We start from the raw sequence: 14,358 nt of genomic DNA on the forward strand, positions 1-14,358 counted from the left end.
TCGCGGCAAATCAGGAATTTTCATTGCAGCGATGCGCCGGGATGATGGTTCCGTATATACGCGATAGCGCATATGCCGCGACGAATTGGTGCAGCGCATTAACGAAATTGTCTTGCTGCTGACATGAATGCGGGACACTCTGCTGGATATCGCCATCGGGGCGCGGAGGCATGCGCATGGAACATGACCTGACCCTATCCGAAGTGCTCGTCGATCCGTTGATCGCCCAGCTTCGCCAGGCCGACGCTGTCGGTTACGCCGCTTTCGCGCAATTGCTGCAGAGTGCGTCCCGCGTCTATGCGCGCCAGATGCTTGGAAACCTTCAGACGGAGCGTGCCGACGCCTTCTATCGTCGCGTCGACGCCGTGTCGGGCGCCAACAAGCACAACTGACCGATCTGCCGTAACGGCAGGTCTCCCTCAATCTGCAAGCGTCAGGATCAGCGGCCCGTTACGGGTCGCGACGATCGTATGCTCGTATTGCACGGTGGGTGCCCTGGGGTCGCTGTAGAGCGCCCAGGGGTCGCCATTGCCGCCGTCCTCGGCCCAGTTGGCGCCGAGCGACAGGAACGGCTCGATGGTAAACACCAGCCCGTCTTCCATCGAGCGCGTCTCATGGCGATCCGGCCAGGTCGGGATTTCCTTCGGCTCGTCATGCAGCGTCAGCCCGATGCCGTGGCTCGAAAGATTGGTGATCAGCGTATAGCGGTTCTTCTTGGCGAAAGTCCCGATCGCATTGCCGATGCCGGATAGCGGCTTGCCGGCCTTGACCTGCTGCAGCCCGGTCCACAGCGCCCGGCGGCCGTCGCGGCAGAGCTTTTCGATCTCGCGCTTCACCGGCGGCACCGCGTAGGAGGAACCCGTATCGCCGAAAAAACCGTCCTTGACCGCCGACACGTCGATATTGACGAGATCGCCCGCCTGGATCACCCGGTCGCCCGGAATGCCATGGGCGACTTCCTCGTTGACGCTGATGCAGGTGGCGCCGGGGAACTGATAGCAGGTCTCCGGCGCCGATTGCGCGCCGTTGGCTTCGAGGAACTTGCGGCCGATCGCGTCGAGCTCGCGGGTGGTGATGCCCGGTTCCAGTGCCTTCGCCATGGTCTCCATCGCCTGCGCGCAAAGCCTGCCGATATCCTTCAGCTTGGCCAGTTCGTCTTCGGTGGAGATAACCATGGTCTGCCTAACGTCCCAACGTGTTCAAACTCGATCAGGCGGCCGGTTTCGCGCCATCGGCCGAGCCCGTCAATTCTTTTCTGACGACCCCAGTTCTTTTCTGACCAGCGGCGCGACTTTCGTGCCGTAGAGTTCGATGCCGCGCATCACCTGGGCATGCGGCATCGGACCGATCGCCATCTGCAGCAGGAACCGATCCATGCCGAACACCTTGTGCGCGGCGATGATCTTTTCGGCTACCAGTTCCGGCTCGCCGAGGAAGAGATTGCCGAGCGTCGAGCGCGCCTCGTCGAAATGCGCCCGGTTGGTCGGCCCCCAGCCGCGTTCGCGGCCGATGCGGTTCATCACCTCCGCCTGCGGGCCGTAGAACTGGTCGGCAGCGGCCTCGGTCGTATCGGCGATGAAACCATGCACGTTGATGCTGGTCTTCAGCTTGGCCGGATCCTGGCTGGCGCGGCGGGCAGCCTCCCGGTAGAGGTTGAAGAAGGGTGCGAAGCGCGGATACTCGCCGCCGATGATGGCGACCGCGAGCGGCAGGCCCATGGCCCCTGCCCGCGCCACCGATTGCGGCGTGCCGCCGACGGCGATCCAGATCGGCAATTCCTTCTGCAGCGGGCGCGGGTAGACGCCGCGGCCGTTGATCGGCGCGCGCTTCTCCCCCTGCCAGGTGACGATCTCCTGATCGCGGATGGCGAGCAGCAGGTCGAGCTTTTCGGAAAACAAATCGTCATAGTCACCGAGATCGTAGCCGAACAGCGGATAGGATTCGATGAACGAGCCGCGGCCCGCCATGATCTCCGCTCTTCCGTTCGAAATCAGATCGACGGTCGAAAACTGCTGGAAGACCCGCACCGGATCGTCGGACGAGAGCACCGAGACGGCGCTCGTCAGCCGGATATTTTTCGTGATCGCAGCGGCCGCAGCAAGCACGGTCGAGGGCGACGAGACAACATAGTCCGGGCGGTGATGTTCGCCGAGCCCGAACACATCGAGCCCCACCTGGTCGGCAAGTGCGATCTCCTCCAGCAGATCCTTGATCCGCCTTGCGCCTTCCGCGCCCTTGTCCAGTGCTGCGGCATCGACATCGCCAAAAGTATGAAGTCCGAGTTCCATCTTGAAGAAATCCATTCGTTGATGTCCGTCAGATAGTTATCGGGCACCTTCGACGCAAATGCTATTCTTTCGAAGGCATCGTTCGATGGAATGGATAGGTGCACGGCCGACCGGCAGCACCTGTGCCATAATTTAACAACTCGCACGGGACTGCAAGATTTCGGACACAAATATAGGTTTAGTATCTAAGGGAATGGTAATCGATCGGGCATAGACTCCCCGGCCAGCAGAGACAATAGTTTAGGTAAATCGAATGAATGACGGCACCGGAAATCGGCCGGACTCGGACGTTCCGAACCTGCAATCATCGAATGACATCCTTATCGTGGAGGATTCCGCCGCCCTTTCGGCCTTGCTGCGGCAACGGCTCGAGCGGGAGACGACCGGCAGAACCTTTTGTTGTGCGAGCCTGGCTCAGGCCCGCGCACTGCTGACTGCGCAGAAGTTCACCATGGCCGTGACCGGCCTCAACCTGCCTGATGCGCCCAATGGCGAAATCCTCGGCCTGCTCGCCGAACATGGGGTTCCGACAATCGTCTTCACGGCGACATCGGACACGGAGACCAGCACCCGTTACGCCGAGCGGAAGATCATCGACTATATCGTCAAGAGCGACAACAGAACGGTCGATACGGTCGTCAGGACCGTGAACCGCATCCTGACCAACAGCGCGTTTTCCGTTCTCGTCGTCGATGACGCGAGATCGGCGCGCTCCGGTCTGGTCGAGATCATGCAGCGGCAGAACTTCCGGGTCCTTGAAGCGCTCTCCGGCAAGCAGGCACTGGATATCCTTGCCCGGAACCCGTCGATCGAACTGGTGATCACCGACTACCACATGCCTGACATGGACGGACACGAACTGACGAGGCGCATTCGCGTTACCCGGCCTTCGGACGAACTGCGCATCATCGGCGTTTCGTCCTCGTCCGACCGACGCCTTTCCGCAAGCTTCCTGAAGGCCGGCGCATCGGATTTCATCTACCGCCCTTTCGTTCCGGAAGAGCTGCAATGCCGCATCGACAACAATGTCGAGACGCTCACCCAGCTGAAGCGGCTGCGCTATCTGGCGGAACGAGACCATCTGACGGGCCTCGCAAACCGCCGCTTCTTCTTCGAAAAGAACCCGCTCCTTCAGCCCGCACCGGCAAGCGACGCCGTGGCAATCCTCGACATCGACCATTTCAAGTCGGTCAACGACACCTACGGCCATGAGGCCGGCGACCAGGTGCTGAAGCGGCTTGCCGGCATCCTGAGCGAGATGACCGCCGAGAACCGATATCTCGCCGCCCGCCTCGGTGGCGAGGAATTTGCGGTCTACATGAAGGATACCAATGCTTTCCAGGCTCATTCGTTCTGCGAACAGATGCGCAGCCGCATCCAGGCCACCAGTATCCCGGTGCAGGACAAGGACATATCGGTAACGATCTCCATCGGCGTCATGGAAATGGAAGAGCGCGAGACCTTCGGCAACCAGCTCAACGCCGCCGATCAGCTTCTCTACATGGCAAAAAAGAACGGCCGCAACCGCGTCTATTCGAGCCTGACAATACCGGAAGCGCTGATCCCTCAGGCGAACTGAGCACTGCCGGCGCAATTCGAATCCATTTTCAATGACTTGCGGCGGGTTTCGGAATCGATCCGAGAACACTTGAAAGCGGGCCAAAACCGACCGAGCCTGGACGATCGGATCACTCCAGCCTGACTTCCCCCAGCCAACGCGTCACCTGAGACAGCGTTTCCCTCTCCTGCTCCGACTGCTTGGTGAACCCCTCGACGATCCGCGCTTGGCGCGCATGTTCGGCGACGACCGAAAGGCTTCGCCCGAGGCCATAACCGCCGTGGGTGACGAAGGGTACGATTGTCCTGCCCGATAGGTCATGGGCGGAGAGGAAGGACCGGATTACCGGTGGCGCCGTCATGCCCCAGATCGGAAAACCGAGAAACACCACATCGTAAGAGCCGATGTCGCGAACCGAGCCTCGCAGCGGGGGCTCGTAATCCGTCTCGGTTTCGCGTTTTGCCTGGCGGACAGTCTCGTCGTAGTCGGCTGGATAGGGCTCCGCCGGCTCGATCTCGAAGACATCCGCGCTCCGCGCCCGGCCGATCTGCCCGGCGATGACGCGCGTATTGCCGCTGCGCGAGAAATAGGCGACCAGCGCCCTTGCGTTCGGAGACGCTCCCTGGGCGCCGGCGGAACCGCCGGCAAAGGTCATGCCGGCCGTAAGCGGCAGCAGAAGCGAGCCTTTCAGCGTCATCCGCCGGGACAATCCGTTCCAACCTGTCATCGCGGCACCCCTATTTGTCGACCCGGGCCTGCAGATGCGCCGGATAGCGATGCCCCTGCACCGTGATCTTCGAGACGGCGTCCTCGATCGCCTGCAGATCCTCGCCCGTCAGGTCCACATCGGCGGCGCCGATATTCTCCTCCAGGCGTTGGATCTTGGTGGTACCGGGGATCGGCACGATCCAGGGCTTTTGGGCGAGCAGCCATCCAAGCGCGATCTGCGCCGATGTCACCTTTTTGTCCGCTGCGATCTTGCCGAGCAGATCGACCAGCGCCTGGTTCGCCTTGCGCGCCTCCGGCGAGAACCGCGGCACGACATTGCGGAAATCCTTGGCATCGAACCTCGTCGTCTCGCTGATCGCGCCGGTCAGGAACCCCTTGCCGAGCGGGCTGAACGGCACGAAGCCGATGCCGAGTTCTTCGAGCGTTGGAATGATCTCCGCCTCCGGCTCGCGCCACCACAGCGAATATTCACTCTGCAGCGCGGCCACCGGCTGCACGGCGTGCGCGCGCCTGATAGTACGAGAACCCGCTTCCGAAAGCCCGAAATGCTTGACCTTGCCTTCGCGGATCAACTCCTTGACGGTGCCTGCGACGTCCTCGATCGGAACCTCGGGATCGACGCGGTGCTGGTAGAAGAGATCGATGACATCGGTCTTGAGGCGCTTCAACGCCGCGTCGGCCACCTCCGGGATATGATCCGGCCGGCTGTTCATGCCGCTTTGCCCGCCCTCGGCATTGAAGTTGAAGCCGAACTTGGTGGCGATCACGATTTTGTCGCGGAACGGCGCCAGCGCTTCGCCGAGCAATTCCTCGTTCCTGTAGGGCCCATAGGCTTCGGCCGTATCGAAAAAGGTGACGCCGCGGTCATAGGCGGTGCGGATCAGCTTGATCGCCTCCCCGGTATCGGTGGCCGGGCCATATCCATAGCTCATTCCCATGCAGCCGAGGCCGATGGCCGAGACTTCGAGACCGCTTTTTCCAAGTGTGCGTTTCTGCATTGTCCTGTCTCCTTGCTGGACCGGATTGCTCCGACGCTCGATTATCCGCGGTATTCGCCGTCCGTGACGTGTTCCATCCAGTCGACGACCTTGCCGTCGAGCGCTTCGGCAATGGCGATATGGGTCATGGCGGTATCCGGCCCTGCTCCGTGCCAGTGTTTTTCGCCGGGCTCGAACCAGACGATATCGCCCGGCCGGATCTCCTCGACCGGCCCGCCCTGGCGCTGAACCCGGCCGGTTCCGGCAAGCACGATCAGCGTCTGGCCGAGCGGGTGGGTGTGCCATGCCGTGCGGGCACCGGGTTCGAACGTCACCGTCGCGCCGCCGACCCGTGCAGGCTCGCTCGCGTTGAACCGCGCGTCGATGCGCACCGTGCCGCTGAAATAGTCTTGTGGTCCCCTGGCGGAAGGGATCGATCCGTTGCGCTTGATATTCATGACATGTCCTTGTCCAAAGGGCGGCGATCCATGCGGCCGCTATTGGAGGGATATTTAGCGCGTGTGATTACCCTCTATTAGGTGGTAAAACCGGCATGGCCCTATGAGAAGGTTTCATGAATGCCGCGCCAGCCGATCAACGATCTCGCCGCCTTCATCGCTGTCGCACGCGAGCGGAGTTTTACCAAAGCCGCGGCCAGGTTGGGCGTCTCGCAATCCGCGCTCAGCCACACGATCCGCGGGCTGGAGACCCGGCTCGGGCTTCGGCTTTTGATGCGCACCACCCGCAGCGTCTCGCCAACCGAGGCCGGGGAGCGCCTGCTCCTCTCGATCGGTCCGCGCTTCGACGAGATCGAGCGGGAGCTTGCCGCGCTCAGCGAATTCCGCGAAAGACCGGCCGGCACCATCCGCATCACCGCCGGCGAACACGCCGCCGACACCATCCTCTGGCCGGCGCTGGCGAGACTGCTGCCGGACTATCCCGACATCCATGTCGAAATCACCGTCGATTATGGCCTGACGGACATCGTAGCCGAGCGTTACGACGCCGGAGTACGCCTTGGCGAACAGGTCGCCCGCGACATGATCGCAGTCAGGATCGGTCCGGAAATGCGCATGGCAGTAGTCGGTTCCCCCGCCTATTTCGCCGATCATCCAAAGCCGCTGACGCCGCAGGCGCTCACCGAGCACCGCTGCATCAACCTGCGCCTGCCGACCCATGGCGGCGTCTATGCCTGGGAGTTCGAAAAGGATGGTCGCGAGCTTCGCGTGCGCGTCGAGGGCCAGCTGGTCTTCAACAATGTCGCACTGCGGCTGAACGCGGCGCTCTCCGGCCTTGGCCTGACATTCCTGCCGGAAGACATCGTCACCGAGCATGTCGCGGCCGGCCGTCTGGTCCGCGTCCTGGAAGACTGGTGCGCGCCGTTTCCAGGCTACCACCTCTATTATCCGAGCCGCCGACAGGCATCGGCGGCATTCGTCCTCGTCGTCGACGCGCTACGCCATCGCGACTGACCTTACTCGCTTCAAAAGCCTGAGCCGAAGCCCGCCTCCGCCGGCACGGCGGAGGCATTGAATCGGAACCCGAGGAGATCGCTTCATCCCCCGGATTTGATTCAGGGTTTTCAGAACGTCTTGGCGATCTCTTCGAGCTGTCTGGCAACGATGCCCCAGCCTTCCTCGAAGCCCATCTGCTGATGAGCATTCTTGTCTTCCTCCGTCCAGTGATAGGCCGTCGCGATATATTTCGTGCGGCCGTTGCCGAGGTCCTCGAATTCGACGACCGCAGTCATGAACGGCTTTTCCGACGGAACCCAGGCGCTGGTATAGGCGTCGGTAAAGACCAGTTTCTTGTTCGGCACCACTTCCAGGTAGATCCCGTAATTGGGGATCTTCTCGCCGTTCGGCCCTTCCATCAGGATGAAGCTCGATCCGCCTGCACGGATGTCCATCCGGGCTTCGGTCACCTTCCAGGGCTGCGGGCAGAACCATTCGCCCATGCGTTCCGGCGTGGTCCAGGCCTTGTAGAGCTTGTCGGCCGGCACGTTCATCTCGCGGACGATCTGCAGGGCGTATTTGGCGGTATTGGCGGTCATCGTCGGTCTCCCTTGAGTTTTACAAAACATCTCATCCGATGCTGGACTTAGGACGTGTGGCTGAGATGAAACCCGACAGGCGCCGCGAAAAATTTTGGGAAAATTCAGCAGCCCCAACCAAGACCGGTGCGAATCCGGCGATCGTTAAGCCTGGGGAGGCCGATTGAAGCCATCAGACAACTTTAGGGAGCGCCAAGTAACGCAGATCACCCCCAAGATGCATGGGATATAATTCTCCCTGATTCCGCGCACCCCGGAGACCGGCACCAGGCCACGGGTCGGCTAAACCGATATTGAAAATCTGCGGGTTTCCAGGGACAGGAACATACGCGATGCTGGTCAATACCATGGCATGGGATCGAGTTCCCATAATCAATGGCCGTTCATCATTCAACGCGTCGATGATCATCGAATTGGTCAAACCGGTGATGCCGGCGTCGAAATCATACAAGCCTTCAATTTCCACTGAAAACTCAAGGCCATCATTGTCAACCCAGTCCCGGCTGAGCTGAGAGGAAATGGTGCGACCGGCCATTGCTGGCAGATTGACCTCTCGACCGTAGACAGCCTTGACGATCTCGCGCTGTGAGATGCGATACCCGTGGAATGCAAAGATCATCGAAATGGATGCAGCCCAGCACCACTGATTGAGCTCCTGATCTCGATAGGAGTGCTGAACCCGTGGGAGCTTAACTCCGGATTCGCAAACCTTCCCCATCGGATTCATTGCGGCCATACAGCGACTATAGGCGTAACTGGCCTGCGGAGACACGAGAGAGCCCACTCCCAATGCGGCAAATGACTTGAGTAGCTGACGGCGCTTCATTGTCGACCTCATATGTCAGCACGGCATGCGTGTGGGTGAAATTTGGTGGCTAAAGACCTTCCATTGCAAATCTTGAGTTGCACGCAAGACAACGACCTCGGCACGGCACTGGCCCTCATCGGCACTGAATTTTGATTTGTAAGTTAGCCCTCGATAGAGACCGATGGGCACACCCGTCGGAGAGTTCATTCCTGTCGTTCCAACCAGCAAGCGGGACTCCAACAAACCGAGCGGCACCCGGAAATTCCGGTATGTGACTTCCCAGTCCTGCACATTCGGCACGACCAGTCCTTTGGCTTCTTCATCCATAAGATTCCATGCCTTCTGCATGTCACCTGTATCTGTCGCTTGAAGATAGGTAAGGGCAACGGGTTCAACCGGAACCGTAGGCTCCACCAACCGAACGGCCGCGGTCTGCAAGACCGGACTGAACGCCAGCACCACAACAAATAGACCGAGCGCGCCGCCCGCCTTAACCACAGGAACGCCGGCAATGGCGCCGCCCCACTCTATTCCAAGTGCACCCGGTAGAATCGCTCCGACACCAGCAGCAGCAAGCGAAAGAACAACAATAAAAACGTAGTATTGAAACTGCGTGGGATTTGGAAACCCCACAGCGAATACCAGTATGACGGTGACGAAGAAGACGCCGAAACCGAACCCGAGCAGATTGTTTATATTGATTTTGCCGTCGATTAGACCTTGTGGATGATTATCGGCTGGAGGAATAACCATGGGGTTCACCCGCGCTAGATTTTTTTGCGTGAGCACCACCCAGCCGGCACTACAACCCACTAGCTGACGGTATTTCTAATCTCTGATGCCCCACTACCATGGATAGAATTACCTAGCTCACAAGATGAGTCAACTGTATCTTGTCTCTGCAAGCGAGTACCATCGGGAGTTTATAAATTAGAGATCGAAAATATTATTTATGACTACGGAGAATTATTTCTTCGCTTCAGCAGCGCGCCCATTCCGGACCCCAATACAGAAACTGCCTAACACGGCTACGTATCGGCAACGCCGAGCTTGTCGATCTGCTGGCGGATATGGGCGCATTCGGCAGCGGAATTGGCAAGCGCGATCGCCCGGTCGAAGGCTTCGCGGGCTTCGGGCCTGCGGCCGGCCTGCATCATCAGCCCGCCCCGGACCCCGTGGAAATAGAAATAGCCGTCGAGCTTGTCGGCAAGCGGCGCGATCATCTCGAGCGCCGCCTCCGGGCCTTCAAGCTTGGAGACCGCGACGGCCTTGTTGAGCGTCACCACCGGCGACGGCTGGATGCGCTCCAGCAGTCCGTAAAGCATGGTGATTTCCTTCCAGTCGGTGTCCTTCGGAGTGAGCGCGCGCGCATGCAGCGCCGAGATCGCCGCCTGCACCTGATAGGGGCCAGGCTTGCGGTGGCGGATCGCCTTGTCGAGCAGCGCCAAGGCCTCGTTGATCAGCTTGCTGTCCCAGCGGCTGCGATCCTGGTCCTCGAGCAGCACGATCTGGCCATCCTTGTCGATGCGCGTTCTGGCGCGCGAATGCTGCAGCAGCATCAGCGCCAAAAGGCCCATGATCTCCGGTTCGGACGGGAAGATCCGCAGCAGCAACCGGGCAAGCCGGATCGCCTCATCGCAGAATGCGGCACTGTCGGGATTGGTGATGCCGGCCGAATACCCCTCGTTGAAGACCAGATAGATCATCGACGAGACGATGCCGAGCCGTTCTGCCCGTTCCAAAGGCCCCGGCGTCTCGAACGGCACGCCGGCCTTGGCGACGCGCGCCTTGGCGCGGGTGATGCGCTGCTCCATGGCACTGTCGCCGACCAGGAAGGCGCGGGCGATCTGGGCAACGCTGAGGCCCGAGACGATCCTGAGCGCCAGCGCGATCTGCTGGGTCGCCGGCAGGTCCGGATGGCAGCAGATGAACATCAGCCGCAGGATGTCGTCGCGGTAGTGGGAATTGTCGAGCCGGTCGGCCATGTCGCCTTCGGCATCGGACAGATCGGAGAAGGCTTCCTCCTCCGGCAATGGATCGTTCTTGGAGCGCTTGCGGACCACGTCGATGCCGCTGTTGCGGCCGACGAAGATCAGCCAGGCGGCCGGATCGCGCGGCGGGCCTTTGTCCGGCCAGGTCTTGATGGCGCGCAGGCACGCCTCCTGGAAGGCCTCTTCCGCGATATCGAGATCGCGGAAGTAGCGAAGGAGCGCGCCGAGCGCCTGCGGCCGGGCGGCCGTCAGGGCAAGATCGATCCAGGCAATATCTGTCATGTCTTGGTCTCGCTATTTTTGATTTCGCCGGGATGGAAGACGTAGAAAGGCCGGATTTCGTATGAGCTGGATCCGGGATTGACCGCCGAAAGCGCCTTCGAGAAGGCGACCGCCTCTTCCAGCGTCTCGACATCGAGCGTGTAGAAACCAAGCAGCACTTCCTTGGTTTCCGCAAACGGCCCGTCGAGCACCAGCGGCTCTTCCTTGCCCTTGCGCACGGTGGTGGCGGCAGTCGTCGGCATCAGCCGTCCGACCGGGCCGAGCTTGCCGGCCTGCGCGTAAGGCGTCTGCACCTCGATGAGCTTCGCCATGACGGAATCCTCCTCCTCCTTGGACCAGGCGAAGACGGTTTCCTCGTGGGCGTAGCAAAGGATGGCGTAAAGCATGCGTATCTCCCTCTCTTGATGAAGACGAAGGATTAGCGGCTCATCCGACAGGACGCAGCAATTTTTTGATGGATCAGGGCCGACCGGTCGGACTGGTGCCGAAAGTCTCGCGAAAACGGCGGGAGAAATGCGACCGCGAGGCATAACCGGCCGCCTCCGCCGCAGCGATGCTGGAGGCGCCCGAGGATATGGCGTTCTGGCCCGCCTTCAGCCGCTCCCGGCGCAGGATCGCTCGGAACGAGCCACCCTCCAGGGAAAGGCGACGCCGCAGCGTCGAGGCACCGATGCCGATCTGTTCGGCGACCTCGGTTATGCTCCACTGTTCGGAAGGGGCTGTGGCGATAAGCCAGGCGATCTCGTCCGAAAGGCTCTGGCGGAACAGCAGCCGCGCTTCCGGCAGCGGGCGGAGCAATGCCAGCACCTCGGCCATCCGCAGCCGCTTGATCGTTTCGCCGATGGCCCCGTCGGCAATCGTGGTGGCCGCATGACAGAGCGCCTCCACCAGACCATCGCTGAGCGGCACGCCGAAATTGCCAAGTTCCCCGCCCTTCAGCCGCTCCGCCGTCGAGAGCGGCGGTATCCCTTCCGGCAGCGACGGAACGTCGAGGCGCAGTGCGACGTAGAACCCGGTCGTCTCGTCGGGAATGTTGACGACATCCATTGGCACCTTGCGCGGCAGGACGAAGACGGAGCCCGGCGGGAAGGCATGCGTCCGATCGCCGAACCAGATTTCCTTCTGCCCGTAGAGCACGATGCCGATCATCGGATCTTCGAGCTCCAGCGCCTTCACCTTTTCCCGGTCAAAACAGCAATAGATGAACAGCTGTTCCGCATAAGCGTTCATGCCGGGCTTGAGACGCCCCGCCACCATCGGGCGCAGACGGTCGAGCAGGCCGCGGGAAAGATCAGGAAGACGCTGGGTGACGATCAGGTTCATGGCCGCAGTATAGCGCAGGACCGACGATGAAAAACACTTCGAGTGAGCGTTTCGGGCTCAACCCGGTAAAAATCCGGCCCTGACAGAGGAAGGAAAGCAGGCAGAAGGCCGTGGCTTTAACGCAGGAGACTTTTAATGAAGACCTTAGCCACTCTTTCCACCCTTGGCGCTTCCGTTCTGGCCGCGGGCGTCGCCCTCTTCACCCTGTCGGGCTCCGCTCGCGCCGCAGCCGATCTCGAACTGTGGCGGCTCGATTGCGGCTCGATCGTGGTCAAGGACCTGTCGAGCTTTTCCGATACGTTCGCTTATAAAGGCGAAAGCCGCACCCTGACCGACAGCTGCTATGTGATCCGCCACGGTGCAGATTACCTGCTCTGGGATACCGGCCTGCCGGCGGCCCTGATCGGCAAGGCGCCGGACCTCACCCAGCCGCTCGCGCCATCGCTTTCCGTCGACATCCCGACCCAGCTCGCGAAGATCGGTATCAAGCCGGACCAGATCGGCATCGTCGGCATCAGCCACAACCATTTCGACCATCTCGGCCAGGCCTCGACGTTTGCGAAGGCAACGATGATGATCGGCGCCGGCGACTGGGAAAGCCTGCATGAAAATCCCCTGCCCTTCGGGGTCATGCCGGCGCTCGTCCAGCCCTGGATGGACGGCAAGGCAAAGATTGACCCTGCCTCGGGTGATCGCGACGTGTTCGGCGACGGTTCGGTGATGATGCTGGCCATGCCCGGCCACACCAAGGGCGAGACGGCGCTGCTCGTCAAACTACCGCAGAGCGGACCGGTCCTGCTTTCCGGCGACGTCGTGCATTTCGAAGAGCAGATCGGAAACAACGGCGTGCCGCCCTTCAATATCGACCGGGCCGAAAGCCTCGCCTCGATGGAGCGCATGAACCGGATCGCCAAGCAGCTGAACGCAAAGCTGGTCGTCCAGCACGACGCAGACGATATCGGCAAGCTGCCGGCTTTCCCGGCCAGCGCCCGCTGACTTCGATGAGATCGCCACTGGCGCATCGCGCGCCGGTGGCTATATTCCGCGGGAACGAAAACTCTGCCTCCCAAGGAACCCCGACATGGCCGACCTTTCCGCCTTTCCGATCACTTCCAGATGGCCCGCCGAAAACCCGGACGTGCTGCAGCTCTATTCGACGCCGACACCGAACGGCGTGAAAGTGTCGATCATGCTGGAAGAAATCGGCCTGCCCTACGAGCCGCATTTCATCAATATCGGCGCCAATGAGACCTGGGGGCCGGAATACCTGTCGCTCAACCCGAACGGAAAGATCCCGGCGATCCTCGATCCCAACGGCCCCGGCGGCAAACCGCTGGCGCTGTTCGAGTCGGGCGCGATCCTGATCTATCTCGCCGAAAAAACCGGCAAGCTGATGTCGTCGGATCCGGCCAAGCGCTACGAGACGATCGAGTGGGTGATGTTCCAGATGGCCGGTCTCGGGCCGATGTTCGGTCAGCTCGGTTTCTTCCACAAGTTCGCCGGCAAGGACATCGAGGACAAGCGCCCGCGCGACCGTTATGCCAAGGAATCGCACCGCATCATCCGCGTGCTGGAGACCCGCCTCGAAGGCCGCGACTGGGTGATGGGCGACGAATATTCGATCGCCGACATCGCCATGCTCGGCTGGGTCCGCAACCTGATCGGCTTCTACGGCGCCGGCGAATTCGTGGAATACGACCAGCTGAAACGCGTGCCGGAATGGCTGGAGAGCGGCCTAGCACGGCCAGCCGTCCAGCGCGGCCTGGATATCCCGAAGCGTCCGGCCTGATCAAACAGCATAGCCGCCCTAATTCATGGGGAGATGGAGGTAAGACATGCCGAAACCCACTCTCCCCATGGAAGGTTCATGCCGCTGCGGGCAGGTGCGCCTGAAGATCAGCGCACCGCCGATCCTGACCATGGCCTGCCATTGCACCGGCTGCCAGAAGATGAGCGCCAGCGCTTTCTCGCTCTCCGCTGCGATCCCGTCCGAAGGGTTCGAGGTGACGCAAGGCGAGCCGGTGATCGGCGGCCTGCATGGCGACGACGCCCACCACTATCACTGCCCGCATTGCAAGAGCTGGATGTTCACCAGGCCGGTCGGCATGGACTGGTTCGTCAACCTGCGTCCGACCATGCTCGACGACCCGCAATGGTTCGTGCCCTTCATCGAGACCTATACGTCCGAAAGGCTGCCCTGGGCGACGACGCCGGCCGTGCATTCCTACGAAACCTTCCCGCCGATGGAAGCCTATGAGGGCCTGGCGAAGGAATTTGCGGGCCGGGACTAGTTTTTTTCGCCGCCCCATGTCGGCGTCTCCTCCTCTCGTTCGTCCTTGTATTGTCCGG

General features: G+C 61.2%; 17 protein-coding genes. 6 read left to right on the forward strand and 11 right to left on the reverse strand.

All coding sequences use genetic code 11. The annotated features are described in order from the left end of the window. Positions 1 to 176: 176 nt before the first annotated feature. Positions 177 to 392, forward strand: coding sequence for a hypothetical protein (locus tag RG540_RS12940; RefSeq protein WP_038588500.1), 216 nt, complete (start codon positions 177 to 179; stop codon positions 390 to 392). Positions 393 to 419: 27 nt separating this feature from the next. On the opposite strand, the gene map is transcribed toward RG540_RS12940, so the two are convergent. Both map and RG540_RS12950 read right to left on the reverse strand, forming a co-directional pair. Beyond that, complete coding sequence (map, locus tag RG540_RS12945; protein ID WP_038588503.1) at positions 420 to 1,175, reverse strand: type I methionyl aminopeptidase; 756 nt, start codon at positions 1,173 to 1,175, stop codon at positions 420 to 422. A gap of 69 nt (positions 1,176 to 1,244) precedes the next feature. After that, a complete protein-coding gene (locus RG540_RS12950; protein WP_038593717.1) occupies positions 1,245 to 2,288 on the reverse strand; it encodes an LLM class flavin-dependent oxidoreductase in 1,044 nt (347 codons plus the stop codon). A 253-nt stretch (positions 2,289 to 2,541) separates the two neighbouring features. Between RG540_RS12950 and RG540_RS12955 the strand changes: the two genes are divergently transcribed. Beyond that, on the forward strand, positions 2,542 to 3,867 hold the full coding sequence (locus tag RG540_RS12955) for a GGDEF domain-containing response regulator (RefSeq protein ID WP_051909385.1): 1,326 nt from the start codon (positions 2,542 to 2,544) through the stop codon (positions 3,865 to 3,867). A gap of 109 nt (positions 3,868 to 3,976) precedes the next feature. On the opposite strand, the gene RG540_RS12960 is transcribed toward RG540_RS12955, so the two are convergent. From RG540_RS12960 to RG540_RS12970, 3 genes are read right to left on the reverse strand one after another with little or no spacing between them, the layout of a single operon-like run. Then, positions 3,977 to 4,573, reverse strand: a complete 597-nt coding sequence (locus tag RG540_RS12960) for a flavodoxin (protein ID WP_051909387.1) — start codon at positions 4,571 to 4,573, stop codon at positions 3,977 to 3,979. Positions 4,574 to 4,583: 10 nt separating this feature from the next. Further along, positions 4,584 to 5,573, reverse strand: coding sequence for an aldo/keto reductase (locus RG540_RS12965; protein ID WP_038588512.1), 990 nt, complete (start codon positions 5,571 to 5,573; stop codon positions 4,584 to 4,586). A 41-nt stretch (positions 5,574 to 5,614) separates the two neighbouring features. Next, entirely contained in the window at positions 5,615 to 6,010 is a 396-nt protein-coding gene (locus RG540_RS12970) for a (R)-mandelonitrile lyase (RefSeq protein WP_038588515.1), read from the reverse strand. A 120-nt stretch (positions 6,011 to 6,130) separates the two neighbouring features. Here RG540_RS12970 and RG540_RS12975 point away from each other — a divergent pair, with 120 nt between their 5' ends. Beyond that, the gene (locus tag RG540_RS12975) at positions 6,131 to 7,024 is read left to right on the forward strand and encodes a LysR family transcriptional regulator (RefSeq protein ID WP_038588518.1); all 894 of its coding nucleotides are present in this window, start codon (positions 6,131 to 6,133) and stop codon (positions 7,022 to 7,024) included. 110 nt (positions 7,025 to 7,134) lie between these two features. Here the strand turns inward: RG540_RS12975 and RG540_RS12980 are convergent, their stop codons facing one another. The 6 genes from RG540_RS12980 to RG540_RS13005 all read right to left on the reverse strand — a co-directional run bounded on the left by RG540_RS12980 (position 7,135) and on the right by RG540_RS13005 (position 12,009). After that, complete coding sequence (locus RG540_RS12980) at positions 7,135 to 7,605, reverse strand: SRPBCC family protein (protein ID WP_038588521.1); 471 nt, start codon at positions 7,603 to 7,605, stop codon at positions 7,135 to 7,137. A gap of 172 nt (positions 7,606 to 7,777) precedes the next feature. Continuing rightward, entirely contained in the window at positions 7,778 to 8,431 is a 654-nt protein-coding gene (locus tag RG540_RS12985; protein WP_038588524.1) for a papain-like cysteine protease family protein, read from the reverse strand. Between the two features lie 15 nt (positions 8,432 to 8,446). Further along, positions 8,447 to 9,166 carry a DUF4019 domain-containing protein gene (locus RG540_RS12990; RefSeq protein WP_038588527.1) on the reverse strand — a complete coding sequence of 240 codons (720 nt, stop codon included), beginning with the start codon at positions 9,164 to 9,166 and terminating at the stop codon, positions 8,447 to 8,449. Positions 9,167 to 9,441: 275 nt separating this feature from the next. Further along, complete coding sequence (locus RG540_RS12995) at positions 9,442 to 10,686, reverse strand: RNA polymerase sigma factor (protein WP_038588530.1); 1,245 nt, start codon at positions 10,684 to 10,686, stop codon at positions 9,442 to 9,444. Beyond that, complete coding sequence (locus RG540_RS13000; RefSeq protein WP_038588533.1) at positions 10,683 to 11,072, reverse strand: YciI family protein; 390 nt, start codon at positions 11,070 to 11,072, stop codon at positions 10,683 to 10,685. The genes RG540_RS12995 and RG540_RS13000 overlap by 4 nt, the downstream gene beginning before the upstream one ends. 73 nt (positions 11,073 to 11,145) lie before the next feature. Beyond that, positions 11,146 to 12,009 carry an AraC family transcriptional regulator gene (locus RG540_RS13005; protein ID WP_038588536.1) on the reverse strand — a complete coding sequence of 288 codons (864 nt, stop codon included), beginning with the start codon at positions 12,007 to 12,009 and terminating at the stop codon, positions 11,146 to 11,148. Positions 12,010 to 12,144: 135 nt separating this feature from the next. Between RG540_RS13005 and RG540_RS13010 the strand changes: the two genes are divergently transcribed. From RG540_RS13010 to RG540_RS13020, 3 genes are all read left to right on the forward strand, one after another. After that, positions 12,145 to 13,005 carry an N-acyl homoserine lactonase family protein gene (locus RG540_RS13010; protein ID WP_038588540.1) on the forward strand — a complete coding sequence of 287 codons (861 nt, stop codon included), beginning with the start codon at positions 12,145 to 12,147 and terminating at the stop codon, positions 13,003 to 13,005. Between the two features lie 85 nt (positions 13,006 to 13,090). Then, positions 13,091 to 13,798: a glutathione S-transferase N-terminal domain-containing protein gene (locus RG540_RS13015; RefSeq protein WP_038588543.1), complete on the forward strand. Its 708-nt coding sequence runs from the start codon at positions 13,091 to 13,093 to the stop codon at positions 13,796 to 13,798. Positions 13,799 to 13,844: 46 nt separating this feature from the next. After that, the gene (locus RG540_RS13020; protein WP_038588546.1) at positions 13,845 to 14,300 is read left to right on the forward strand and encodes a GFA family protein; all 456 of its coding nucleotides are present in this window, start codon (positions 13,845 to 13,847) and stop codon (positions 14,298 to 14,300) included. Positions 14,301 to 14,358 lie beyond the last annotated feature (58 nt).

The organism is Neorhizobium galegae bv. orientalis str. HAMBI 540, from assembly GCF_000731315.1.
Lineage (GTDB): Bacteria > Pseudomonadota > Alphaproteobacteria > Rhizobiales > Rhizobiaceae > Neorhizobium > Neorhizobium galegae.